This is a genomic window from Pandoraea terrae, from assembly GCF_902459695.1.
GTDB classification, from domain to species: domain Bacteria; phylum Pseudomonadota; class Gammaproteobacteria; order Burkholderiales; family Burkholderiaceae; genus Pandoraea; species Pandoraea terrae.
The window spans coordinates 244,147-267,637 of sequence record NZ_CABPRZ010000007.1; the positions used below are offsets into that span (position 1 = coordinate 244,147).

Consider the following 23,491-nt stretch of genomic DNA (forward strand, 5'->3'; position numbering starts at 1 on the left):
GTCACCATGGCGAGCGTCTACTACCGGAAAATGAAACGACGCTCCTCTTGGCCGCGGTACGTCGTGGCAACGCGCAGTATCGCGCCCGCAGACGGCTGAGCCAGCCGCTGTGGCTCCTTGAGGCCGATCGTCGCGGTGCTCACGAACAGATCCGAACGCTCGGCACCGCCGAAGGTGACGCAGGTCGGTCGCGTGACCGGCAGCGTGATTCTGAGTGTCTCGCTCCCGTCGCGTCCGTACCGCACGACACAGCCGCCGTCCCAATGCGCGCTCCACAAGCCTCCGTCGGCGTCAACCGTCGCGCCATCAGGGTAGCCATCACCATCCGCGAATCGGACGAACGTGCGCCAGGCGCCAATGGACCCGTCGACGCCGTACTCGGCGCATCTTATTTCGCCGGTAGGTGAGTCCGCGAAGTAAATCGTCCTGCCATCGGGACTGAAAGCGATCCCGTTGGCGACCGTGCACGCCGGCAATGGCAGACGTTCGATCGCGAGGTCAGGACCCACGCGATAGTAACCGCCAATAGGCCCACCACCACGTACATGGTTGAACGTACCAAACACAAAACGTCCTTCAGCATCACAACGCCCGTCGTTGATGCGCGTATCAGACAAGTCCGCCTCGACGACCGAGATGGGTCCCACTTCGCCCGTGACCGTATTGAACAGTGCCACCCCGCTTGCGAGTCCCAGCAGCAAGTAATCGCTGTCCTCACACAGCGCAAAACTGGCCAGCTTTTCAGGCAGGTTCCATGAGCACCGTTCGCCGCTGTGTGGGTGCCAGCGATACAAACTGCCAGCTTCAACATCTGTCCAGTACAGCGCGTTGCTGAACTTGCACCACAGCACGCATTCGCCGATACGCGTCTTCGCGTCTACGGCGACCTCAACAACAGAAGACAGTTCAGGCATGTTTCACATCGCTTTTCAAGAATTGTTTCATGTGCTTGCTTGGCTCGCCAGAAGCAAATACGTCGGCATGCGCGCGAATGGCTTCGGCCGCTGCCTCTCTGAACCCCGGCTCGGTCAGTTGACGCAACCATGCCTTGTTTCTTTGCATGGCAGTGCGCGGCTTCGCCGCGAGTTCTTCGGCGATGGCTAATGCACGGGGAAGCACTTCTGCCGCACTGACGACCTCATGCACGAGACCCAGGCGGGCTGACTCTTCGCAGTCCATCAGACGTCCCGTGAGCACCAGTTCCACCGTGCGCGACAGGCCGAGCATCTCGCGCATGATCCACGGTCCGGTGATGCTCACGACACCTTGGTTAATCTCCGGTTGCCCAAGCCGGACGCCAGGATGCGCGATTCTCAGATCGCACAGCAGCGCGACCTGAAACGCGGATCCCACGGCGAGCCCGTTCAACGCAGCCACGACCGGTTTGGATGCCGACCTGAACACGTCAAAGAACTTTTCCCAAGTGGCCATCCAGATGGCTGCGGTCTGCGCATCATGGTCATGGACTTCATTGAAATCCTGGCCACTGCAGAAGGCGCGCTCGCCCGAACCGGTGATGACAATGGCGCCGATGCTGTCGTCGCACTCCGCTTCGCTGAAAGCCGCGCACACTTCTGCGCGCATGGAGTCGGTCCACGCGTTCAGGCGGTGCGGCCGGTTCAGTGTAATGACCCGGACCTGACCGTTCGTTTCGACCAGGATGTCATGTGTCGTTTGCATGTTCGTCTCCCCACGCGCTCACCGGTTGCCCTTTCCAAAACGGACGGGCGCCCGGTCGAGACTTATTTGCCTTTCCACACGGGAGCACGCTTCTCGGCAAAGGCGCGCGCTCCCTCTTTCGCATCTTCGGACTCGAATACCTGTCGCGTGTAAGCCGCCTGACGATCAAACATTTCGCTTTCCGGCCAGTCCCTCGACTCACTCACCACGCGCTTTGCCGCGACGATAGCGAGAGGACCATTCGCCTGCAGCTTGCCGGCTAATTCCAGCGCGCCAGCGAGCGCTTGTCCGGGCTCCGTCAGTTCGTTCACCAGACCCAGTTCGCGTGCCCGCTGGGCAGGCATCACGTCACCCGTGAGGACGTACTGCATGGCGACGTGATAGGGAATACGTCGCGGCAGTCGCATCATCCCGCCCGCAGTCGCCGCCAACCCACGCTTGACTTCCGGCAACCCGAAGCTTGCCGTACGCGACGCAACGATCAAATCGCAGGCCAGCGCCATCTCGAAGCCACCGGCTAGCGCATAGCCCTCCACCGCTGCAATCAGCGGTTTTAGGGGCGGGCGTTGGGTAAGTCCTCCGAATCCACGCCCCTCTACGCGTGGCACCTCTCCGCGCAGAAAAGCCTTCAGATCCATGCCGGAACAGAAATTGCCCGCCGCTCCCGTCAGAATCCCGACGCGAAGCTGCGGATCATCGTTGAGTTGGTCAAGCGCGCCAGCGATTTCACGAGCCAGCGCCTGGGTCATCGCGTTGCGTGCCTCGGGGCGATTCATCGTAAGCACGAGGACGCCGTCCTGACGTTCGATGAGGAGTTCGGATACCATACGCACCTCAACGCGGTTGCATGCGAATGGCGCCATCGAGCCGGATGGTTTCGCCGTTCAGCATGGAGTTTTCGAAGACATGCATCGCCAGGCGTGCGAATTCATCCGGTTGTCCAAGTCTCGGGGGATGGGGAACCGACGCACCCAGCGACTCCCGGACATTTTCAGGCAGGCGGGCGAGAATCGGTGTATCGAAGATGCCAGGCGCAATTGTCACCACGCGAATGGCACGCTGGGCCAGGTCTCGGGCCGCAACGATGGTCATGCCCACGATACCTGCCTTCGCCGATGCATACGGAATCTGTCCGATCTGGCCTTCCCACGCCGCAACCGACGAGGTGAGCACGCACACGCCCCGGTCGCCATCTTCAATATCGTTCTTCGCCATCGCGGCAGAGGCCAGCCGCAAGGCATTGAATGTGCCGAACAGGTTGACGCGGACAATGTTCTCGTAGAACTCCTGCGAGCCGGGATTGCCCTCCTTGTCCAGGATGCGCAGTGCGCCGCCGCGACCCGCGCAGTTGACCAGGGCGCGAAGCGGCGCGCGCGAAGTGGCTGCGCCGATGGCTGCCTGCATCTGTTCTTCGCTAGCGACATCCGCCGCGACAAACTGCACCTGCGACCCCAGTTCGTCGGCCACGGCCGCCCCATTGGAGGCAGGAAGATCCGCGATCACAACCTGCGCACCCCGCTCAACGAGCCGGCGCACCGTTGCCAGTCCAAGTCCAGACGCACCGCCTGTGACGATAGCGCTGCTGTTTTCAAATTTCATGCTCGAATACTCCGTTGATCCGTGTGTCTAGATACGCTCAATAATCATGCTATTCGCCATGCCGCCAGCCTCGCACATGGTTTGCAAGCCGTACCTTCCGCCGTTCACTTCCAGCCAGTTCAGCAGTGTGGTGGTAAGACGCGCGCCCGAGGCGCCGAGAGGGTGGCCCAGCGCAATTGCGCCGCCGCTCGGGTTAAGACGCTGCGGGTCCGCGCCAAGCTCGTTGAGCCACGCAAGTGGAACTGGCGCAAACGCTTCGTTCACCTCGAATGCGTCGATATCGCTAACGTGCAAACCCGCCTTGCGCAGCACTGCCCGGCTGGAGGCTATGGGCGCCGTAAGCATCATCATCGGGTCATCGCCGCGAACATCGAATGCAACGAACCGCGCGCGAGGCTTGAGGTTCAGGCGCGTCGCAAGACGCTCGCTCACAAGGAGCACGGCGGATGCGCCGTCGGTCATCTGTGATGAATTGCCCGCGGTGATACGCCAGTCCGTGATTTCAGGAAACCGCTCGCGCAACATCTCATCTGCGAACGACGCCCTAAGTTGCCCAAGCTTCTCTGCAGTGGTGTCAACGCGGATTGATTCATCGCGCTCAATGAGTCCAGCAGCGGTGCGGATGCCGACGATCTCGCGGGCGAACTGTTCCGAGTCTGCAGCTGCCGCTGCGCGCTGGTGCGATTGTGCGGAATAGCGGTCAAGGTCTTCCCGCGAGAGGTTCCATTTCGCGGCCATGCGCTCGGCAGCAACGCCTTGCGATATCTGCGCGCCGTAACGTGCCGCATACGACGGCCCAAACGGATTTCTGTCGATTCGCGCACTGCCCATCGGGACCTGGCTCATCGACTCGACACCGCAGGCGATGACGATGTCATGCATGCCCGCCATGATCGCCTGTGCCGCAAAAGCGATGGCCTGCTGAGACGATCCGCATTTGCGATCGATGGTGGTCGACGGGACATGTTCCGGGAAGCCAGCGCCCAACCATGCGACCCGCCCGGGAGTGGCCGACTGTTCACCGACCTGACTCACGCACCCGGTAATCACGTCGCCAACTTCCCCCGGGTCAATGCCGTTACGCTGTATCAGATGCTGAAGCACCTGTCCGAGCAGTTCCGTCGGGTGCAATTCAGTGAAGGCCCCACCTGCCTTGATGCGGCCCGCCGGACTTCGGATTGCATCGATGATGAGAGGTGTCTGCAAGGTCATTTGGGTATCCTTTTCGAATGAAGTAATCGCGATGGCTAACTGGCGAACCGGGGCGCCCGCTTTTCGCAGAAAGCGCGCACGGCCTCATGGTGATCCGGGCTCATGTGGGCAATGGCTTGATACGAAGCCGACATCTCGAGTAGTGATTCGAGTGAAGCATGCTCGCCAGCCCGAAGCAGCCGCTTCGTCATCCGCAGCACACCTCCGGGATTCGCTGAGATCTTCGTGGCAATTGAGCGGGCCGTATCGAGCAGATCATCGGGTGCGACTACACAGGAAACGAGGCCACAATCCAACGCTTCTGCACTCGAAAGCGCCTCACCCGTGAAGGCCATTTCCGCAGCCTTCGAGCGACCCACGACTCGCGGAAGCAGCCATGCGCCGCCGTCACCGGGAACGATGCCCACTTTCACAAAGCTTTCCGCGAAAATGGCGTTCGTCGACGCGATGCGGATGTCGCACATGCAGGCGAGGTCCAGCCCCGCACCGATCGCCGCGCCGTTCACGGCAGCAATCACAGGGACGTCGAGGTTATAGAGTGCCTTGGGTATGCGCTGGATGCCCATACGATATTCCTGGCAGACTGACTCGGGCGGCGGCCGCTCACGTTCATACTTCTGCATGTCCTTGACGTTGCCACCCGAACTGAACACCGTTCCCGCACCCGTGAGGACGACGGCCCTGACCGAAGTGTCGGCGCCCACGCTGGTACACACGTCAACAAACTCCTGCACTGCCGTGTTCCCGGTTAGCGCGTTGCGCGTCTCGGGTTGATCCATTGTGATAAGGAGAACTGCGCCTTCACGGGTAATATTCAGGAAGCTCTTCATCTGTCATCCTTATGAACGTCGCTGTACTCGCGAACCAGATCGATAGCGCGCTCACTCCGCGAAAGTGCAAGCGCCCCCAGTTCACCCTCCCAGAAGCCTTCAGCACCGGCAGCCTGGCGCAGCCAGTAGAGCCTTCGGGTGTACAGCTGCAGGTCGAACTCCTCAGTTAATCCGATGGCGCCGTGGATCGAATGCGCGATCGCTGCGACCTCCCGTGCGGCCTCGCTGGTCAGTATCTTCGCAATTGCCGCAGCGGGACGCATGATCTGCCCGGGACGGCCCCGGCAACCAAGCTGCGCAGCCATTCGAGCGGACGACACATGCTCCGCCATCACGCTCAACTGATGCTGCAGGGCCTGAAATTTCCCGATCGGCCGGCCAAACTGTGAACGTTCATTGGCGTACTCGAGCGTGCGCTCAAAGGTGGCCTGCAGGATGCCAGCAAGCTGGACAGCAGACAGGCACGCATGAACCGCAAGGAAATCGACATCCGGCAACTCGATGCGGCCGGCTTTCTCAAGCGCGTCCGTCGGCCACTCGAGATGCGCATCCAGGGGAAAAAGACCAGGTTCGCGAAGGGCCGCATCGGCAGGAAGCAGGGAGGCCGTCCCATCGGCAAAATGGAGCAGTACATAGTGCGCGACAGCGCCGTACGCGACGGCATCGCCACGCAGGACATTCCCGGAAATCGTTCCGGCACCCCACGCAATGCTGCCAACAGGCACAGGTTGTTGCGCCGCAGTCAGGAGTGCGCGTGCAACGATCGTTTCCGCCAGTGGCAGCGGCAGCGCGAAAGCGCCACACAGTTCAAAAAGCGTGAATGCCTCATCCAGCGACAGTCCCGCTCCGTCAGCCTCCTCAGGAAGCAGCACGTTTCCGAAACCCGACGCTTCGATGACATTCCAGAGTTCATCGGCCCCCTTGCCATGCTCGACAGCCCGCACAGCTTGCGGCGTGCAGTGCTCAAGCAGCAGTCTTTCGAATGAGTCCGCGTAGATGTTATCCATCGCATGTTCCATCAACGTAAGCCGAGGCCACGCGCGACCATTCCGCGCAGGATCTCTCGCGTCCCGCCACGAAGGGAGAAAGAGGGAGCAACCTGTACCAGGTAATCCAGCGTTCTTAACAGTTCGCCCGGAATCCCCTGCCCCACCCGTGAGTACAGGTCATCCGCAATCGCTGCCGGAATCAGCTGCTCAAGCGTGGTACCGAGATCCTTGACCAATGCGGCTTCGACGGCGGGGCTTTCGCCCCGCGCCAGTTTGCCCGTGAGTGCGACGGCCATGGCACGTAGCGGAACAAGTCGGGCCAGCACCTTGCCCGCGAGTCGCGTCGCATGCGGCGTCCTTCCCTCCTTGGTACGGGAAAAAGCCAGCCAGTCCTCGAACAGCACCATGCTTGAGAGAATCCGCTCGGGACCGCTTCGCTCGAGCGCGAGTTCCGACGTCACCTGCTCCCAGCCCCGGCCTTCCTCGCCAATGAGTGCGTCGTCCTTCAACTGCACGTTGTCGAAAAACACCTCGCAAAAATGCGAGTGACCGTACAGGTCGGTAATCGGACGCACCTCTACCCCCGGTAGCGACAGGTCAACGATTACCTGTGAAAGCCCCTTCTGGCGATCGCCCGGCTCGCCTGATGTACGCACCAGCGCGATCATGTAGTGAGCGTTATCGGCGTTGGTCGTCCAGATCTTCTGCCCGGTCAAAAGCCATCCGCTGTCGTTGCGTACCGCCCGGGTACGAACGGATGCCAGGTCAGACCCGGAATTCGGCTCGCTCATGCCAATACAGAAAAACGCTTCGCCGCGGCAGATCCGGGGGATGTAGAACTGCTTCTGTGCTTCTGTACCGTACTTGAGCAGCAAGGGCGCGCTCTGCCGATCCGCGATCCAGTGAGAGCCAACGGGCGCGCCCACGCAGAGAAGTTCTTCGGCGACGACGTACCTTGCGAACTGGCTGCGACCTGCACCGCCATAGGCAGTGGGCAGTGTCAGTCCCAACCAGCCGCGCCGGCCCAGTTCGCGCGAAAAAGTCGGACAATAGCCGTTCCACGACTGCGCCCGCACGTGTGCCGGTATCGCCGCGACCGCCGCACTGAGAAACTCCCGCACCGACGCACGCAGCTGCTCGTCTTCAGCTGGAATGCGAGTCGGCGCAAGGGAATTCAGCGCGTTCATTTGTCGGAACCCGCCACTTCGGACGTATCCTCCGGACTACCGATGACCGGGGCGAACGGATCGGGAAACGTCGATGGTACGAGTCCGGGTACGGTGACGGCGCGCCGCTCCAGCCAGAATGCGCCGCGGCGCTGCATCACGTTGAAGCCCCGTTCGTCACCGAGCTTGCGTGCCGCATCCATGGGCCAGTTCGGGTTGTAGATCAGCTCTCTGGCGAGCGCGAGCAGATCCGACTTTCCCTCTTCCAGGATTTTTTCGGCCTGATGCGCGTGCACGATCAATCCGACTGCCGATGTCGGGACCCCCGTCTCGCGTTTCACTGACGCGGCAAGCTCCGCCTGGTAGCCATACGATGCAGCGAGCCCTTTGGTGAGCGGCGAACCGTCTATCCCACCGGACGAACAGTCGATTAGATCGACGCCCCGGGCATGCAGCAGACGCACCAGCGCATACGTATCCTCGATCGTCCAGCCGCCTGCGTCGCCATCGATGCAGGAAAGGCGGACGAAAATGGGTTTGCCGTGCGGCCATACTGTGCGGATACTTTCCACGACTTCGAGCAGCAAGCGCACGCGATTTTCGAAACTTCCGCCGTACGCATCCGTGCGCCGGTTCGACATCGGCGACAGGAACTCATGCAGCAGGTAACCATGCGCCGCATGCAGTTCGATCACCTTGTAACCGATGTGATCGGCACGCCGGGCGGCCGATGTGAACGCCTCGATCACTTGCTGGATGTCCGTAACGGTCATCTCGCGTGGAACGGGAAAACCAGCGGCCTGCTCGATCGGGCTGGGCGCAATGACGTCCCAGCTGTCCCAGTCTTCGATATCGGCGCTGCGCTCAAGCGCGCCCCGGCCCTGCGCGGGCGGCTTCTGCCTGGCCTTGCGGCCCGCATGCATCAACTGGATGCCGGGCACCGCGCCACATGACTCGACAAGAGCCACGATCCGCCGATAGGACTCGATTGAGTCGTCGTTCCACAAGCCGATGTCGCCGAGCGTGCCGCACCCGCGTCGTTCGACGGTCGTACCCTCCTGGAAGACGAGGCCTGCTCCCCCGTCTGCCAGGCGACCGAGATTCATCAAGTGCCAATCTGTCGGCTTCCAGTTCTTTCCGGCGTATTGCCACATTGGCGCCGCGACGACGCGATTTTTCAAGACAACGTCACGCAAGGCGAACGTCGAAAACAGTTTGGTACTCATGATGCTTTCCCTTCACGTTGGGGGGTTGCGAGTGTGCGTCGCCCGATGATGATTCGCTGAACCTCCGAGGCGCCTTCGTAGATGCGCATGGGGCGGATGTCCCGGTACATGCGCTCGATGACGTTACCGATCTTGAGGCCCGTAGCGCCGAAGAGCTGTACTGCACTGTCCAGAATGCGCTGCCCTGCTTCCGTACCCGTCAACTTGGCCATCGCTGCCTCCCGGGTTACATTTACGCGCCGCACGTCCCTGAGCCACCCGGCCCGGTAGACAGTCAGTGCCGCCGCCTCCAGATCTGTGACCATGTCAGCCACCCGCGCCCGCACCATGTCATTCTCCGACATCGGCTTGCCGAAGAGCATTCGATTCTGCATACGGTGAACCGTCTCGTCGATCGCCCGCCGGCCGAGCCCCACTGCAGCTGCGCCGACCGAGGATCGAAAGATGTCGAAGGTGGCCATCGCCGCCTTGAAGCCTTCACCCGGCTGGCCGAGCATCTGGTCTGCCGCAACCTCCACATCCTCAAGAAAGACTTCCGACAACGGGTGTGGGGCGATGATGTCCAGGTTGGGGCCAGTCCTGAATCCCGGAGTATCAGCGTCGACGATGAATGCGGAGATACCTTTCGCACCCTCTGCCTCACCCGTGCGGGCGAGAATAATGTAGTGGTTTGCGATGCCCCCGTTCGAAATCCAGCATTTTTCTCCGTTGAGCACATATCGGTCGCCACGCCGTTCTGCGCGCGTGCGTGTGGCCGCCACATCGGAGCCACCTTCGGGCTCCGTAATCGCAATCGCCGGCTTTGACAGCCCCTGTCGGCAAGGGCCAAGATACCGGTCACGTTGGGCCGGGGTACCGAACAGCGCGATTGCCGCTGTACCGAGCCCCTGCATCGAAAACGCGAAGTCGGCCAGCGCATTGCGGTAACTCAGGGCTTCCCGCACGAGACAGATCGATCGCACGTCCAGGTACGCCGTAGGATCCGCAGGATTTGCCACGGCGAGTTCCAGAAAGCCCATCGCCGCCAGTTGCTTCACGTAGTGGTCACACTGCTCGGCAAGCGGCAACTTTTCGACGACGCCCTCTTCCCGCTCATTGACCACCATCCACTCCTGGAGTCTTTCCTTCAGCGCGCCGTGACGCTCATCGAAGAAGGGAAGGTCCCATCCGTTCCAGCTATTCAAGTGAGTCTCCTTGAATCATAGTGCGCATTAATCTGACCTCGTGTCGTCGATCCCGAGACTAACGACATAAAGCAGCCGCTATCGCGTGCCACCGGCTCGCGGCTGATCAGTGGTTCCCCGCCCGATCAGTTCCACAGCCTGTTCGCGAAGCTCGCGCTTTAGCACCTTCGTCCCGTTCGGTCCTGTAGCGACCGGAAACTCCGGAACTTCGAAGAAGCGCACCGGCACTTTGAATGTGGCGAGCCGAACCTTAAGAAAAGCGATTAGTCCTGGCTCGTCGTGTCGGTACCCCTGATGTCCGGTCACAAACGCGACGGGGCGGGGTCCCTGCTCGGTCGGTACTTCGACCACCTGACAGGCGGAAATTCCCGGGTAAGTTGAGACGACAGCCTCGATTTCGAGCGGATTCACGAGGTACCCCCCGATTCGGATGACATCACCCATGCGCGAGAGCTGCGTGAATCCGCCGTCCGAGCCCATGTATCCTACGTCGCCCGTCCGCAGGAACCCGTCGTCGGTGATAGCGCGCCGGGTCGCCTCCTCATCTCCCACGTACCCGAGCATCAGGTTGGGCGTGTAAAACTCCAGCTCGCCATGCTCTCCGGCCTCCAGCAGCTGTCCGCTGCTCAGGTCGCGTACGCGCACCTTCGCCTCCCTGCAGATGGGAATCCCGCCCGTTCCGACTCTTCGCTGTAGCGTGCCATCGGCAGGTTGCGCGGCGAACAGCGCGAATGTCTCGCTCATGCCAAAGCAGCCACGCAGGCGTACGCCTTGCGCCTCCGCGCGCGCTGGCAATGTGTCGAGGCCGGGCGTGAAGTTCGCGTGTGCGAACGTTTCAAGGGTCTGTGGGCGCCAGCCGTCCCCGGCAGCGTCCAGCATCCGCTGCAGCATCTCATTCGTGCCGAACATATGCGTGATGCGCTCGGCATCCAGTGTATTTACGGCGTCCCTTGCGTCGAACCGTTCGTCCGCCACAACTGCGCTGTGTCCTGCCAGTGCCCCCATGGCAACGGTAAAACCGAACGCGCCGCAGAATGGTGCGCCCGCGTAGACTCTTGCCCGTCCTCCCTGAATGCCGAAAGCGCTTGCGACGTCGGCCGCGTGTGCAGCGGCAGCCTTCTGCGAGTGCTGGATAAGCTTGGGCCGGCTCGTGGTGCCGGACGAGGAGAAAATGATGCAGACATCGTTTCCTGACGCCTGCTCTTCCCCGTCAAACTCGCCCGACGCCAGTTCGGGCAGGCTAACCGACGCCAGTCCTGCAATGCACTCGGGCGGACCTTCCTGGGTAACCGCGAGTCGCAATCCCGCCAGCTTTATCGCGTCCACGCCGGAAAGCAGCGCAAGATTGTCCTTGCCACCATGACTGGCAGCCAAGACAATCGCCTTGCATCGGGCGCGCGCTATGAAATCACCGATCTCCAGGGGCCCCAGGCGAGGGTTCAGGCAGAGCACCGGCAGGCCGCTTCGGGCACACGCCATTGCAACGACAAGCCAGTCCACCGTGTTGGGAAACCACAATGCGACACAGTCACCTCGTCTAAGTCCGTGCCGTTGCAATCCACCCGCGACGCGACGCACGCGGTCGCGGAACTCGCCATAGGTGACGTTTTCGTCGCCGACACGCACGCATGGCGAATTCGGGGGGGCATTCGCCACCAGATCGTAAAGTGTAGTCATATCGTGTTTTTTCTGCGTGAGTCTCCAGTCCCTACCAGCCATCTGACCACCGGTAGTCGCCGCCATCAACACGGAAGATCGGACCTTTACTTCGGCCTTTCCGGAGTTAGCCGTCGTGGCTACGCGCGGCCATCGTCCCTCGCGATTTCCCAATGTTAGGTTCGCGATTCTCTGATGGCGCCTGCAATGGAATAGCCGGGACAATGGGCCACCGAGGAACATTCCGTAGCTTTCAGATGCGTCTTGACCTGCCAATCCTTACGCCGGACGAGGTGCGCGCCCTTCGCGCGCCGACGGGCGTCGCGCTTGGTCTGAACGCAGCAGAACGCGTCGCGCAGTATCGTTCGGGAGGCGCTCGGACGCCTGCCCGTGAGATGCGGGCAGTGGTTCGGCGTTGTTTTCGTCAACCTGGACCAACAGGGGCTGTCGCCGCGCGAGCATTTGGACCCGATACTTTCCCGGCTCAAACAGGGTCCTGACCTCGGCACGCGGCTTTCCTCCCATTGGAAACGAGGTCTATATCTTTCCCAGCTGTACGTCGCGGATAAACTCTTTCAGAAAACAACGGAGAACGGCTCACCATGAACTATTCCGACTTCCAACACCTCAAGTTCGAGCCCAAACCGAACGGCGTGCTGCTCATCACGATTAACCGGCCCGAGCATCACAACGCCGCCAACGCGAGGTTGCATGACGAACTCGCTGAGGTGTGGCTGACAATCAAGAACGACCGCAACGTTCGGGTGCCTGTGATCACGGGCGCCGGACGCGCCTTTTCGGTGGGGGGCGACCTTGCCGAGGGCATAACATCGCTCGGCAAGATCGAACCTGCGATTCACTCCGGAGAAGTCGCGCTTCAGATCGTCTACAACATGGTGCATCTGGACAAGCCGATCGTTTCCGCGATCAACGGCCCCGCTGCGGGCGCTGGACTCGCAGTGGCCCTGACGGCAGACATCTCCATCATTTCAGAAACCGCGAAACTCACGGATGCACACATGAATATCGGCGTTGCATCCGGCGATCATGCTGCGCTTCTGTGGCCGCTCTACTGTGGGCTACCCAAGGCGAAGCTCTATCTGCTGACAGCCGACATCCTCAATGGAAAGGAAGCGGAACGTATCGGTCTTGTCTCCATGTGCAAGCCGGCTGAAGAGGTTCTGTCAACCGCGCTCCAGTTCGCCGATGCGCTGGGACAGAAACCGCAGCGCGCACTGCGATGGACAAAGCGATGCCTCAATCACTGGGTCCGGCAGGCAGCGCCCATCTTCGATCTGTCGGTCGCTTACGAAGGGTTGAACTTCATGGAGCCCGATGCCAAAGAGGGACTCGACGCATTTCTTGAGAAGCGCAAGCCGCACTTCCCCTCCACTGAAAACATGTGATCCCAAATGCACCTTGCTCATTTCGTCTACCGTTCTGCGCGCTGCCATCCTGACCGGCCGCTTTGGATCACGCCGGATATCACCATCAGCTATGAGGAGGGTCTTCGTCGCATCAATAGCATCGCCCACTATCTGCTCGCCAAGGGGCAGCAGCGCGATCGCGTCGCCATCATCTCCACCAACCGCTTTGAGGCGTTCGAAGTCTATCTCGGCGCGCAGGCTGCAGGAATGACGCCCACTCCGCTCAATCCGAAACTGCACGCCGATGAAATAAGCTTCATGGTGTCGGATTCAGGGGCGAAGTTTTTTGTCTTTTCACCCGAGTTCACCGAGATCGTCCAGACCCTTCGATCCAGACATCCGGAAGTTGAACACTGGGTCTGCATGGACGATGCCACGGAATTCACTTGCTACGGTGACCTGCTGCAGGCAGACGGACTGACGGCGCCCAACGTGCTAATTGAACCGGACGATGTGGCGTGGCTGTTCTATACATCCGGCACCACCGGAAAGCCCAAAGGCGTGATCGAGACGCATCGCAATCTAATCTCGGCGGTCGAGCAATTGCGGCTTGGACTCCTTCGGGATGCCAACGAAACCGACCGAATGATTCATTTCGCCCCGATTGCACACGCAAGCGCAACCCTTGGCCTTGTGTATCTGTCGGTTGCTGGCGCCCAAGTGTTCCCCGGTCTGTCGCGCTTTGATCCGCCACTAGTGCTCGAATCGATCCAGCGCTTCAAGGCCACCGCGAGCTTCATGGCGCCGACAATGGTGCAGATGCTGCTGCAGGTTCCCGAAATCGAAAAATATGATCTGAGCAGCGTGAAGGACATCCTATGCTCAGGCGCGCCGATGTATGCGGAAGTCCTGCGTCGGGCAATCGAGGTATTCGGCCCGGTATTCTGCCAGGGTTACGGCCAGAGCGAAGCGCCCGCGCAGTGCGGCATGCATAAGTCTGAATACGACCTGTCGTCATCCGTAAAGCTCAAGCGCCTCGCGTCAATCGGCCGCGAATATCCGGCCGTGCTCATGCGCATTGTCGATGAGAGCGACAACGAGGCGGGGCCTAACGTCGCCGGCGAAATTACCGTGCGGGGCAACATCGTGACGCCTGGCTATTGGAACCGCAAGGAAGCGACCGACGAAGTGCTGCGAAACGGGTGGCTGCACACCGGCGACATCGGTTATCGCGATGAAGAGGGCTATATCTTCATCACCGACCGAGTTAAGGACATGATCATCTCTGGCGGCTCCAACATCTATCCACGCGAAGTCGAGGAAGTTCTACTGGAGCACCCGGCGATTGCCGAAGCCTGCGTGATCGGTGTGCCAGATGAGGTCTGGGGAGAGGCGGTAAAGGCAGTGGTTGTACTTGACGCAAGGGCGACCGCGACAGAAGACGAGATCATCGAATTCTGCCGTGAAAGACTGGCGTCGTACAAGAAGCCCAAGTCTGTCGAGTTCGTTGACGACCTTCCAAAAAGCGCTTATGGCAAAGTGCTCAAGAAAGACGTCAAGTCCCGCTACTGGCAGTCCGTCAGTCGCTCCATCTAATGTTCACACCGGCGTTATTTCCGTGACCATGTTCAAACTGGCGCTGGACGCCGGGCTTCCGGTCAATCAGGATCGGCTGTAGATCTCACTGAAGGCGATGGCGAAGGTCGGGCCCGGCGTGGCTGGGGGACACAAGCGATAGGCGCTGAAAGACGAAGATGACGCGGGGCGCTTCGTTTTCGCAAGATGGTGCCAGGAAGCAGGCATGGAGATTAGCGTCGACGGGATGTAAAAACCCCCAAGGGTTGGATTTATGTCCAACACTTGGGGGTCAGTTCACTTGTAGTGAACTAGACTAAAGGAAGGCCCCTTTTTGTTTTGGGTACTGTGCGGCCGCACGCCGATATCCGCCGGGGCACCCTGAACTTCGAGATGCACTCGATGGGTCGGACAGAGGCGCCGTCCTCAGACCATCTCGTGCTCTATTCGGCGCGGCACGTCAGTTTCAGACATCTTCCCGTCCTGCACTTTGTGAATTGAAGTTTCTGAGGAACGGAAGATTGAAACCGAGCCCCGGAGCTGCTGTGCCTGGTTCTCGAGCGACTTCGCTGCCGAGGCGGCCTGTTCGACCAGTGTGGCGTTTTGCTGGGTCACGGAGTCCATCTCGCCAATTGCCTGGTCTACCTGTTCAATGCCGCGACTTTGTTCTTCCGATGCGGCGGAGATTTGCGCAACCAGATCTGATACATGACGGATCGCCTGCTGGACCTTGCCGACAGCAGTCGTCACCTGCGTGGTCTGCTCTTCGCCGTCCCGGATCACAGCGACGGATGTGCCAATGAGGTCTTTGATTTCCTTTGCAGCCGAGGATGAACGCTGCGCGAGGTTGCGCACCTCGCTGGCGACGACTGCGAACCCGCGCCCATGCTCACCTGCGCGGGCTGCCTCGACGGCTGCATTGAGCGCCAGGATGTTGGTCTGGAAGGCGATTCCCTCAATGAGTTCCGTGATTTCCGAGATTCTTCTGGAACTACCGCTGATCTCGCTCATCGTCTGGACGAGCCCATATACTACGTCCCTGCTTGCATTCGTAACCTCAACGGCGTTGCTGGCAAAGACATTGACTTGCCTTGCGTTGTCCGTATTCTGTTTGACGGTCTTGGTGAGTTCAGCCATGTTGGCAGCCGTCTGCTGGAGCGTGTTAGCCTGCTCTTCTGTTCGATCGGAAAGATCTGCGTTGCCGGATGCAATCTCACGCGACGCAATGACAATCTGGTCCGTGGCAAGGCTGATGTTGCCGACCGAACTGAGAAGCTTCTCCTGCATCTGTTTCATGGAATAGAGCAAGCTCGAACTGTCGCCGTCCGTCAGTTTTACGTCAACTGTCAGGTCACCATCGGCTATTCGTCCGGCAATTTCGGCCGCATAGTCGGGCTCAGCACCAAGTTGATGCAGGAGGCTGCGGGAAATGACCATCGCCAGGATAGCGGCGACCAGCGCGCCAATGCCGGCGAGCACCAGCGTGAGCAAACGCGCGGTGCGATAGGTGGCATGGGCCTTGGCAGCACCGACGGCAGTGAACTCTACCCCGTGGTCCATAAGCTGACCAAGCAGGTTAGTCCAGTGATCCATGGCGGGGCCTGCCTGACTCATCATGAACTTTGAGGCCGTCGGGTTAAGGCTGGATCCAAGGGCTGCCGCCTTTTCGATCAACGGCATGGCTGCCTCGCGCGCCGCGACAATCTGCCTGTACAATTCGCGAGCGCGCTCATCAGCACCCGGGTCATGAGCGAACGACTGCTCGAACTGCCGTGCCAGTCGCACATAACCTGCGATCTTCTGATCATAGACGGCTTTCTGCTCCGCCATCCGTGGCTGGTCGGTAAGAATCAGCAGGTTGCGCACCGCGGTCGAAGCATCTTGTGCCTCGTGGAGCATCTGGGCGAGCAAACTGGTCTCTCTCCCGATGAAGTCCGTGTTGACCGTTATGGTGTCGTTGAGTTCGCTCAGCTTGATCGCAGCGACGGCCGTGATGATCGAGAGAACGACAAGGATCGAAGTGAAACTCAGCGCGAGGCGGGTTCTGACCTTCAAACGGGATAGCATCATAGGAGTGCGTTCCAGAGAACTATGCGGTATGACCGAACTTGTCGCGTCAGGCGATCGCGAAGCCGATTATCGAAGAATGCAGCGAATGGCGTCCCGAGAGAGACGGTCGCCCCAAAGAATGATTTGTTGAATGATTGATTAAGCGATCTTCACGGCGGAGATGGTCATTCCGCCGTCTATATACAGGGTCTGTCCGGTCATGAAGCCTGTTAGATCGTTCATCAGATAGGAGACCGTGTTGGCGATTTCCGTTGGAGCTCCAACGCGTTTCAGTGGTATCGAGGCCAGCAAAGCCTTGGTGCGAGGGTCATCCGGCAGATTGCCTTCCCGATATCCGTCGGTCTCGATCGGACCGGGTGCAATCACATTCACTGTGATCCCATACGGGGCCAGTTCCAGCGCCCACGTCCGCGTCATGCCGATCAAGCCGGCTTTGGTTGCGCTGTAAGCGGTCCGGTTCTCTTTGCCCAACGCGGCGCGAGACGAAAAGTTGATCACACGACCGCCGCCCAGCCTCTTCATACCCGGCAGTACGGCTTGGGTACACACAAGTGTCGCGATAACGTTTAGCTGGAACGCGTCGAGCATATCTTGGACGCTGCAGTCCTCGAGCGACGTGAGCGGCGCCATCGCCACGTTGTTCACAAGCCCGTAGAAAGGCGCGTCTTCGGCGAGCGTCTCGACTAGCCGTCGTGTTACGTCCGCATCTGTCAGATCGCACTCGTAAAATTCCTCATCGGGATGCAGGTCGGCCGGACGCGTTCTGGCAATGCCTACTGCCCGATAGCCATCCTCGCTCAGACGGCGCAAGATCGCACGGCCGATGCCTTTGCTCCCGCCCGTCACCAATACCCTTCGTCTGTCCTGTCCAGTCACCTCTCCCCCTCTTTCCTCATGGCGCGGTCGCCGATCGTGCTCGTACCCTTCCATTCCAGTGGGTAGCGCTCAGTTGCCGCTCAGTCTGCATGCATTCGCAGACGGCAGTCCTGCGACTACCGGCGGCGTTCCATCCGACGCTTGACGCGCCAGTTCGGCAGGAAGCCGGTAAATACGTACCGCCGTTCCGGCGAAGAGCGCGGCCTTCTCGGATACAGACAGCCTTCCAGCCAGACGTTTGAACGTGTTCCAGACCATCCCATACGTGCACAGGGACTTGTCTACGGGATAGTTACTCTCGAACATCGAACGGTCGGGCCCGAACGCCTCCATGCAGATTTCGAAGGCGGGACGCCACGCATCGGCAAGTTCCTGCGATGTCGGCGGCTCATCCCTGTCGTGGAAACCAAGACCCGCCAGACGCATGCCGATGCCGCCGAGCTTGAGATTGACATTCGGTCGCCGCGCAAGCTCGCGCATATGCATAGCCCACTGGTGAAAGGTCTCGTCCCGGTCTACCGCATATGGGCCCAGTCCTGCTCGGGCCCCAAAATGGTTGATGATGACCGTCGTATCTGGGAATGCGTCGACAAGATCGATCAACTCTGGCATCTGCGGGTGGTAGAGGAAAGCGTCGAAGCTCAGCCCCAATGGCGCCAGTTGGGCGAAACCTTCACGGAACTTTCGGTCCGAGAGCATCAGCGGCGTCGTGAAATCGAGCAGATTGACGTCAGGATGCGCATCCCATGCTGTCAGTTGCCGGACGCCCCGAAAGCGCTCCGGTGCCCGGTCCATGCAGGCCCTCAGCACATCCCCCGCCTGCGCCCCCTCCATCAGATCAACGCCACCGACAATGCCGGCGCCCGCCCGCAGCGCTCCATAGCCGCCGCTCGCGGACATCGCCGCAATCCCATTGACAAATTCCACTTCCCCGACGCATGCGAATCGTCGATCGCCCTCGGCGCGGTACATGGACGTGCAGTCCACAAACACAGTTCCACGGATCTGATGGCCGCTGCTTCGAATGTCTTCCAGAAACTCAGGGAACAGGTAAAGACTGTTTTCGGGCCGCCGGTCCCAGAAATGATGATGGGGGTCCACGATCGGAATATCCGGTTCCAGCGCGTCTTCCGTGCGCTGGGCGAGCCATGCGTGGTCGACATAATGGCCGTGGTCGCCGCGACGGCGGCAGCTTTCGTGGGTGCTCATTTGTTTGCGGTCTGGTTTCTGCAACCCGGTCATGTAACGCGTTCCCGATGCGCACGGTCGCAATGCGAGCGGCTTTGCTACAAAGGCGCCACGCACTTGGGGCAGCCTTAACACTCCCGCAACAATCTCCCCTACCGAAATCAGCCCGTCAAACGCGAATCCACGACCTTAAGATCGGTTTTTCCGTAACGTCTGTGTGCGATGCCGCCATCGTCCTCCGCGCCATTCTGCATAGGGAAACTCCGAAACAAGCCTTCGATATTCCTTGTTGTTCCTCTCTGTTTCCCGTGTTCTGATTACCTCACGTGAAAACGTTGAGTGCACAGACCATGACCAACAAGACACTGCTTGAAGCCGCCCGCCGCGTCATGCCTGGCGGTGCGTTCACCACGTACGTTCTTGATGAAGAGGTGGATTTCGTCGTCAGGACCGGAAAGGGCTCGAAGGTTTATGACGTTGAAGGCAAAGAGTACATCGACTGCGTCAACGGATCTGGCCCGATGCTCATCGGCCATGCCCATCCTGAGCTCGTCGCCGCGATGCATGACGCTGTTGAATGCCCATCCAACTTCTACCTGCTGAACGAAAAAGGCATTGAGCTCGCGGAACAACTCGTCGCAGCGATTCCCTGCGCGGAGCAGATCAAATACGGCGTCACAGGTTCGGACGCAACGCTGTACGCGATGCGGCTCGCGCGAGCATTTACAGGGCGCTCGAAAATCCTGAAATTTGAAGGTGGGTTTCTCGGGGGCAACGACTACGCGCTCATGAGCATGGGGCCGCAAAGTCCATTGCCTGATTTCCCAACTTCGCGGCCCGATAGCGCGGGCATTCCGAAGGTTCTTGAGAACGAGGTGCTGATTGCGCCGTTCAACGACCTGCAGACCGTGCAATCGATCGTGGCCTCCGCCCCGCAGGAAATCGCGGCCATCATTGTTGAAGCCCAGCAACGCTGCATCGAACCTCGGCCCGGTTTTCTTCAGGGACTGCGTTCAATCTGCGACGCCAATGGGATCCTGCTGATTTTTGACGAAGTAGTGACAGGCTTCCGTCTCGCTTGGGGCGGGGCGCAGGAACGCTATAACGTCATGCCCGATCTCGCGACCTACGGGAAGGTGATCGGCGGTGGCATGCCGCTGTCGGCGGTGGCTGGACGCGAGGAAATCATGCGTCTGGCGAACCCTCGCAGTCCGGCAGATCCGCGCAAGTGTTTTACGGGAAGCACGACATGCGGCAACGCGGTAGCCGCAACAGCGGGCATTGCGACGTTGAAAGTACTCTCACAGCCGGGCACCTATGCGCGCCTCGACGAGATAGGCGACCGGTTCCGTACTGGCGCAGCGGAGATTTTTGCCCGCCACGGCTTGCCCGGGCAGGCGATCGGCACGGGTCCGCTGTCGCAGATCGTGTTGACAGACCGCCCGGTCATCGACTATCGCAGTAGCGTGTCGGGCGATCTCGCCTTGCAACGCAAGCTCACCACAGCCATGGTCCGGCGTGGCGTCCTCACCCATGGCAAGTTTTATTTCTCGTTGGCTATCTCGGATGAGGACATCAGCCGGATTCTCAACGCTCTGGACGACTCTATCACTTCAATTTTGAGCTGAATCCCATGAACACTTCCTCGAACACAAAAATTTCAACGTCCGCTCCGCTGACCTTCATGGGCGTGCCTCGTTGCGAAAACATCGCTTCTGCTGATGCCGACATCGCGATCGTAGGTATTCCGTGTGCCACGCCCTATCTGGCAGTCGAAGCCTACGGACTCGCCAACCTGGCAGGTCCGACGGCGCTTCGCAAGGCCTCAAATATCCTCTCCGGCTACCACGACCGTCACGACTGGGATACTGACCAGCGCCTGCTGCCCTCGGACAAGGGACGCGTCGTGGACATCGGCGACCTGCCGGTTCATTTCTACCAGGCTGAAGCAAACCGCGCGTTGATTAAGAGCACTGTCGAGCAACTTGCCGCGCGCAAGACGGCAGTCATCGCGCTGGGCGGAGAGGACTCGATTCCTACACCGATGCTCCAAGGACTCAGCGCCTACGAAGATGTGACCGTGCTGCAGATCGACGCTCACATGGACTGGCGCGACGAGAACTTCGGCGAGCGCTGGGGGCTGTCGAGCGGGATGCGACGCGCTTCCGAAATGCCGTTCGTCAAGGACATCGTGCAGGTCGGCACCCGCGGCCCCAGTTCGGGCGGCGACACCGAAGTGCGTGACGCGCGTGCTTGGGGTGCGAAGATATTCACGGGCGAAGATCTCTTTGATCGCGGCATCCAGCCCGTCATTGATGCGATCCGGCCCGGCACGAATGTGCACGTCAATTTCGACCTCGACGGCTTGGATCCCACCATCATGCCGGGCGTCTGGGTCCCGGCACCCGGTGGGCTGGGATTCTGGCCGGCGATGAAGATGATCCGCGGCATCGCGGCCAAGGCGAACATCGTTAGCGTCGCAATGGTCGAATACGTGCAGGAGCGCGACCCTTCCGGCATCGCGGCGACCACGGCGGTGAGGCTGACCACTGCCTTCATCAGCGAGATCCTGCGCAACCGGAATCCGAGCCGGTAACCGTTGATCCTTACGCGAATCGCACAGGCGTCCGCACGATTGCCGGACGCCTGTCCAAATTTGGTGTTGTCCCGGTCGTCTGGTGAACAGGATGAGAGTGGGGGGATCATCACATGACCAGCGCCCCATCCGGAGGCGGGCGCTGCACTATTCGAACAAAAACAGCCATCGACACCCAGTTCCTCTCGGGCCCACCGGCATCGGTCCGAATCGCCAGCAAATCCGACAACGCGGCATCCGGCTGCTTTCGCTAGCTGGGCGACAATTGAACCCACAGAGCCAGTTGTGGGGGTGTCAGAATTTCCGTGTTCAGGCCGGATAGAAATTTACACGGATGACCGAACGAATCGATCTGCGAAAACGACAGCGGCTGCGTTCTCTCCTCCTCGCTGAGCACCAGTTCGGCCTTCGGTTTTCCCATTCTCATCACAGCATCTCCGTTTCCCGGATGCCTGGATGACACGCTCAATTAATGTCAATTATTTACGGGACAGAACACTAGAGACTTTTTCGGTTTCTGCGAAACCAGCGCAAGCCTCAAAAAAGCCCGAAGCAAGTTTTTGTGTTTTCTGTTTGACGCTCAAATTTCGGTTGGCGATATTGGTGCCCCCGCCCCAACCAACGCGAACGTCGCGTCTCCAGTTCTCATCATAATCGCGCGCCCACGCCCGCGGGGGGGGGGCAGGCAGTCGCGTTCCGGGTAGAGGGAGCCGATCCGGATCAGGACATAACGTAGACGCCAGATCCACTCCTCGCATCAGCTGCGGGGACGATGGCAAGCCGATCGCAGCGGTCAGTCATCAAAGTTACTCGAGTCGTATGGATTTAATCAGAGAGGATAAATTGTTAGAAGAATTGAAAATCGACGTGCCAACGGAGACACGAACAATCAACACCGGCCGCAAAACACTCTCCGGGCAACTTCGGACACTCGACATCGTCTTTACGGTCCTTGCATACAATGCCCCGTTGACGGTTGTTGTCGGGTTGATCCCGCTGATCATTTCGTACGGCAATGGCTTGGGCGCTCCGGTGACCTTCATCGCCGTTGCCGCATTGATGCTGTTGTTTTCAGTCGGCTTTGTAACGATGTCGCGTCACGTCCCGAACGCCGGCGCATACTATGCCTATATCACGGTCGGCTTGGGTCCTCGCGTCGGACTTGGTGCCGCGTTCATGGCCATGCTCGCCTACGCGTTCTTCATTATGGGCGGCTATCCATATGCTGGACTGGTTATCGATTCGTTTGTAAAGCATTCGACGAGCGCCAATGAAAGCCACTGGTGGGTATGGGCTCTTGTTCTCTGGGCAGTCGTTTCCACCCTGGGCTACTTCCGGATCACGCTATCCGCACGGGTCTTGTCGATAGCCCTCGTTTGCGAGGTGCTGCTGGTTGCCGCGTGGGAAGTCGCAATCGCAACAAGCAAGGGATTCTCGGCACTATCGCCGACCTGGTTGTCGACCTCCGCTGTCATGTCGGGATCGGTCGGCCTTGCATTTCTTTTCGGCGTCACGTGTTTCGCCGGCTTCGAGGCAACGGCCGTATTCCGTGAGGAAGCGCGTAACCCCGAAGTAACAGTGCCGAGAGCGACATATCTCTCGATCATTGTCATGGCATGCGTGTTTGTCTCGGCCACGTATTTCTTCATCGTGGCGTACGGGCCGGCAGAAGCGCTTTCAAAGGCGAGCAGCGCACCGGCAACTGCCGCGATCGAGAGCGTCAGTGGATTCCTGGGACACGCGGGTGGGACGTTAGTGAACGTGTTGATGTTGACCAGTATGTTTTCCTGTCTGCTCGCGCTGCACAACATCTTGTCACGATACATTTACTCGCTGGGCATTGATGGCATCTTGCCCTCGAAACTTTCGTCCATTCACTCAAAACACGGATCCCCTCATAACGCGTCGCTTCTTGTCTCCGCACTGGGAATCACGTCAGTGACAACTGTGCAGTTAGCCGGATTGGATGCGTTCGAGACCTATGCGGCGTTAGTCGGCATCACCGGGCTGACGTTGATATTCCTGCAGATACTGACTTCCCTGTCGGTTATCACATTTTTCCGCTCCCATCCTATCAAGTTGAGTCGATGGAAAACGGTCTATGCACCGTTCGCGAGTCTACTCGGCTTGCTCGGAACGGCGTGGCTTGGTTTGAAGAATATCGAGGCCTTGACCGGAAATATCAAAATCGCACTTGTTCGTAAGCGCGAATTTATCAGCACGTATCCTCGGGCCTGAGGGCGGGGCAAGATGTGTCCACTGATTAACAGTGGACAC

General features: G+C 59.8%; 19 protein-coding genes. 5 read left to right on the forward strand and 14 right to left on the reverse strand.

The genetic code is table 11. The features are described 5' to 3' along the window. Positions 1 to 20 precede the first annotated feature (20 nt). From PTE30175_RS10935 to PTE30175_RS10985, 11 genes are all read right to left on the reverse strand, one after another. Positions 21 to 914, reverse strand: a complete 894-nt coding sequence (locus PTE30175_RS10935) for an SMP-30/gluconolactonase/LRE family protein (RefSeq protein ID WP_150697081.1) — start codon at positions 912 to 914, stop codon at positions 21 to 23. Then, complete coding sequence (locus PTE30175_RS10940) at positions 907 to 1,680, reverse strand: enoyl-CoA hydratase/isomerase family protein (protein WP_150697082.1); 774 nt, start codon at positions 1,678 to 1,680, stop codon at positions 907 to 909. Before PTE30175_RS10940 ends, PTE30175_RS10935 begins: the two co-directional genes overlap by 8 nt. 62 nt (positions 1,681 to 1,742) lie before the next feature. After that, positions 1,743 to 2,507, reverse strand: coding sequence for a crotonase/enoyl-CoA hydratase family protein (locus PTE30175_RS10945; RefSeq protein ID WP_150697108.1), 765 nt, complete (start codon positions 2,505 to 2,507; stop codon positions 1,743 to 1,745). A gap of 7 nt (positions 2,508 to 2,514) precedes the next feature. Then, a complete protein-coding gene (locus PTE30175_RS10950; protein ID WP_150697083.1) occupies positions 2,515 to 3,279 on the reverse strand; it encodes an SDR family NAD(P)-dependent oxidoreductase in 765 nt (254 codons plus the stop codon). 27 nt (positions 3,280 to 3,306) lie between these two features. After that, the gene (locus PTE30175_RS10955) at positions 3,307 to 4,485 is read right to left on the reverse strand and encodes a thiolase family protein (protein ID WP_150697109.1); all 1,179 of its coding nucleotides are present in this window, start codon (positions 4,483 to 4,485) and stop codon (positions 3,307 to 3,309) included. Between the two features lie 41 nt (positions 4,486 to 4,526). Next, the gene (locus PTE30175_RS10960) at positions 4,527 to 5,321 is read right to left on the reverse strand and encodes a crotonase/enoyl-CoA hydratase family protein (RefSeq protein ID WP_150697084.1); all 795 of its coding nucleotides are present in this window, start codon (positions 5,319 to 5,321) and stop codon (positions 4,527 to 4,529) included. Beyond that, positions 5,318 to 6,328 (reverse strand): acyl-CoA dehydrogenase family protein, encoded by a 1,011-nt coding sequence (locus tag PTE30175_RS10965; protein ID WP_191628983.1) that lies wholly within the window; start codon positions 6,326 to 6,328, stop codon positions 5,318 to 5,320. The genes PTE30175_RS10960 and PTE30175_RS10965 overlap by 4 nt, the downstream gene beginning before the upstream one ends. A gap of 11 nt (positions 6,329 to 6,339) precedes the next feature. Beyond that, a complete protein-coding gene (locus PTE30175_RS10970; protein ID WP_150697086.1) occupies positions 6,340 to 7,497 on the reverse strand; it encodes an acyl-CoA dehydrogenase family protein in 1,158 nt (385 codons plus the stop codon). Beyond that, on the reverse strand, positions 7,494 to 8,702 hold the full coding sequence (locus tag PTE30175_RS10975) for an NADH:flavin oxidoreductase/NADH oxidase (RefSeq protein WP_150697087.1): 1,209 nt from the start codon (positions 8,700 to 8,702) through the stop codon (positions 7,494 to 7,496). Before PTE30175_RS10975 ends, PTE30175_RS10970 begins: the two co-directional genes overlap by 4 nt. After that, positions 8,699 to 9,886: an acyl-CoA dehydrogenase family protein gene (locus PTE30175_RS10980; protein ID WP_224788694.1), complete on the reverse strand. Its 1,188-nt coding sequence runs from the start codon at positions 9,884 to 9,886 to the stop codon at positions 8,699 to 8,701. The genes PTE30175_RS10975 and PTE30175_RS10980 overlap by 4 nt, the downstream gene beginning before the upstream one ends. A gap of 78 nt (positions 9,887 to 9,964) precedes the next feature. Next, positions 9,965 to 11,785 (reverse strand): AMP-binding protein, encoded by a 1,821-nt coding sequence (locus PTE30175_RS10985; protein WP_338044430.1) that lies wholly within the window; start codon positions 11,783 to 11,785, stop codon positions 9,965 to 9,967. A gap of 359 nt (positions 11,786 to 12,144) precedes the next feature. Between PTE30175_RS10985 and PTE30175_RS10990 the strand changes: the two genes are divergently transcribed. Together PTE30175_RS10990 and PTE30175_RS10995 are read left to right on the forward strand one after the other, a co-directional pair. After that, positions 12,145 to 12,948 carry an enoyl-CoA hydratase/isomerase family protein gene (locus tag PTE30175_RS10990; protein ID WP_150697089.1) on the forward strand — a complete coding sequence of 268 codons (804 nt, stop codon included), beginning with the start codon at positions 12,145 to 12,147 and terminating at the stop codon, positions 12,946 to 12,948. Positions 12,949 to 12,954: 6 nt separating this feature from the next. After that, complete coding sequence (locus tag PTE30175_RS10995; protein WP_150697090.1) at positions 12,955 to 14,505, forward strand: class I adenylate-forming enzyme family protein; 1,551 nt, start codon at positions 12,955 to 12,957, stop codon at positions 14,503 to 14,505. A gap of 405 nt (positions 14,506 to 14,910) precedes the next feature. Here PTE30175_RS10995 and PTE30175_RS11000 read toward each other — a convergent pair whose 3' ends face one another. The 3 genes from PTE30175_RS11000 to PTE30175_RS11010 form a co-directional block, all read right to left on the reverse strand. Continuing rightward, the gene (locus tag PTE30175_RS11000; RefSeq protein WP_150697091.1) at positions 14,911 to 16,554 is read right to left on the reverse strand and encodes a methyl-accepting chemotaxis protein; all 1,644 of its coding nucleotides are present in this window, start codon (positions 16,552 to 16,554) and stop codon (positions 14,911 to 14,913) included. Positions 16,555 to 16,692: 138 nt separating this feature from the next. Continuing rightward, complete coding sequence (locus tag PTE30175_RS11005) at positions 16,693 to 17,430, reverse strand: SDR family oxidoreductase (RefSeq protein ID WP_224788695.1); 738 nt, start codon at positions 17,428 to 17,430, stop codon at positions 16,693 to 16,695. Positions 17,431 to 17,499: 69 nt separating this feature from the next. Further along, entirely contained in the window at positions 17,500 to 18,672 is a 1,173-nt protein-coding gene (locus tag PTE30175_RS11010) for an amidohydrolase family protein (protein ID WP_224788696.1), read from the reverse strand. Positions 18,673 to 18,968: 296 nt separating this feature from the next. Between PTE30175_RS11010 and PTE30175_RS11015 the strand changes: the two genes are divergently transcribed. The 3 genes from PTE30175_RS11015 to PTE30175_RS11025 all read left to right on the forward strand — a co-directional run bounded on the left by PTE30175_RS11015 (position 18,969) and on the right by PTE30175_RS11025 (position 23,452). After that, positions 18,969 to 20,246 carry an aspartate aminotransferase family protein gene (locus PTE30175_RS11015; RefSeq protein ID WP_224788697.1) on the forward strand — a complete coding sequence of 426 codons (1,278 nt, stop codon included), beginning with the start codon at positions 18,969 to 18,971 and terminating at the stop codon, positions 20,244 to 20,246. Between the two features lie 5 nt (positions 20,247 to 20,251). Then, entirely contained in the window at positions 20,252 to 21,214 is a 963-nt protein-coding gene (locus PTE30175_RS11020; protein WP_224788698.1) for an arginase family protein, read from the forward strand. 819 nt (positions 21,215 to 22,033) lie between these two features. Continuing rightward, positions 22,034 to 23,452, forward strand: a complete 1,419-nt coding sequence (locus PTE30175_RS11025; protein ID WP_150697093.1) for an APC family permease — start codon at positions 22,034 to 22,036, stop codon at positions 23,450 to 23,452. The last annotated feature ends 39 nt before the right edge of the window (positions 23,453 to 23,491 follow it).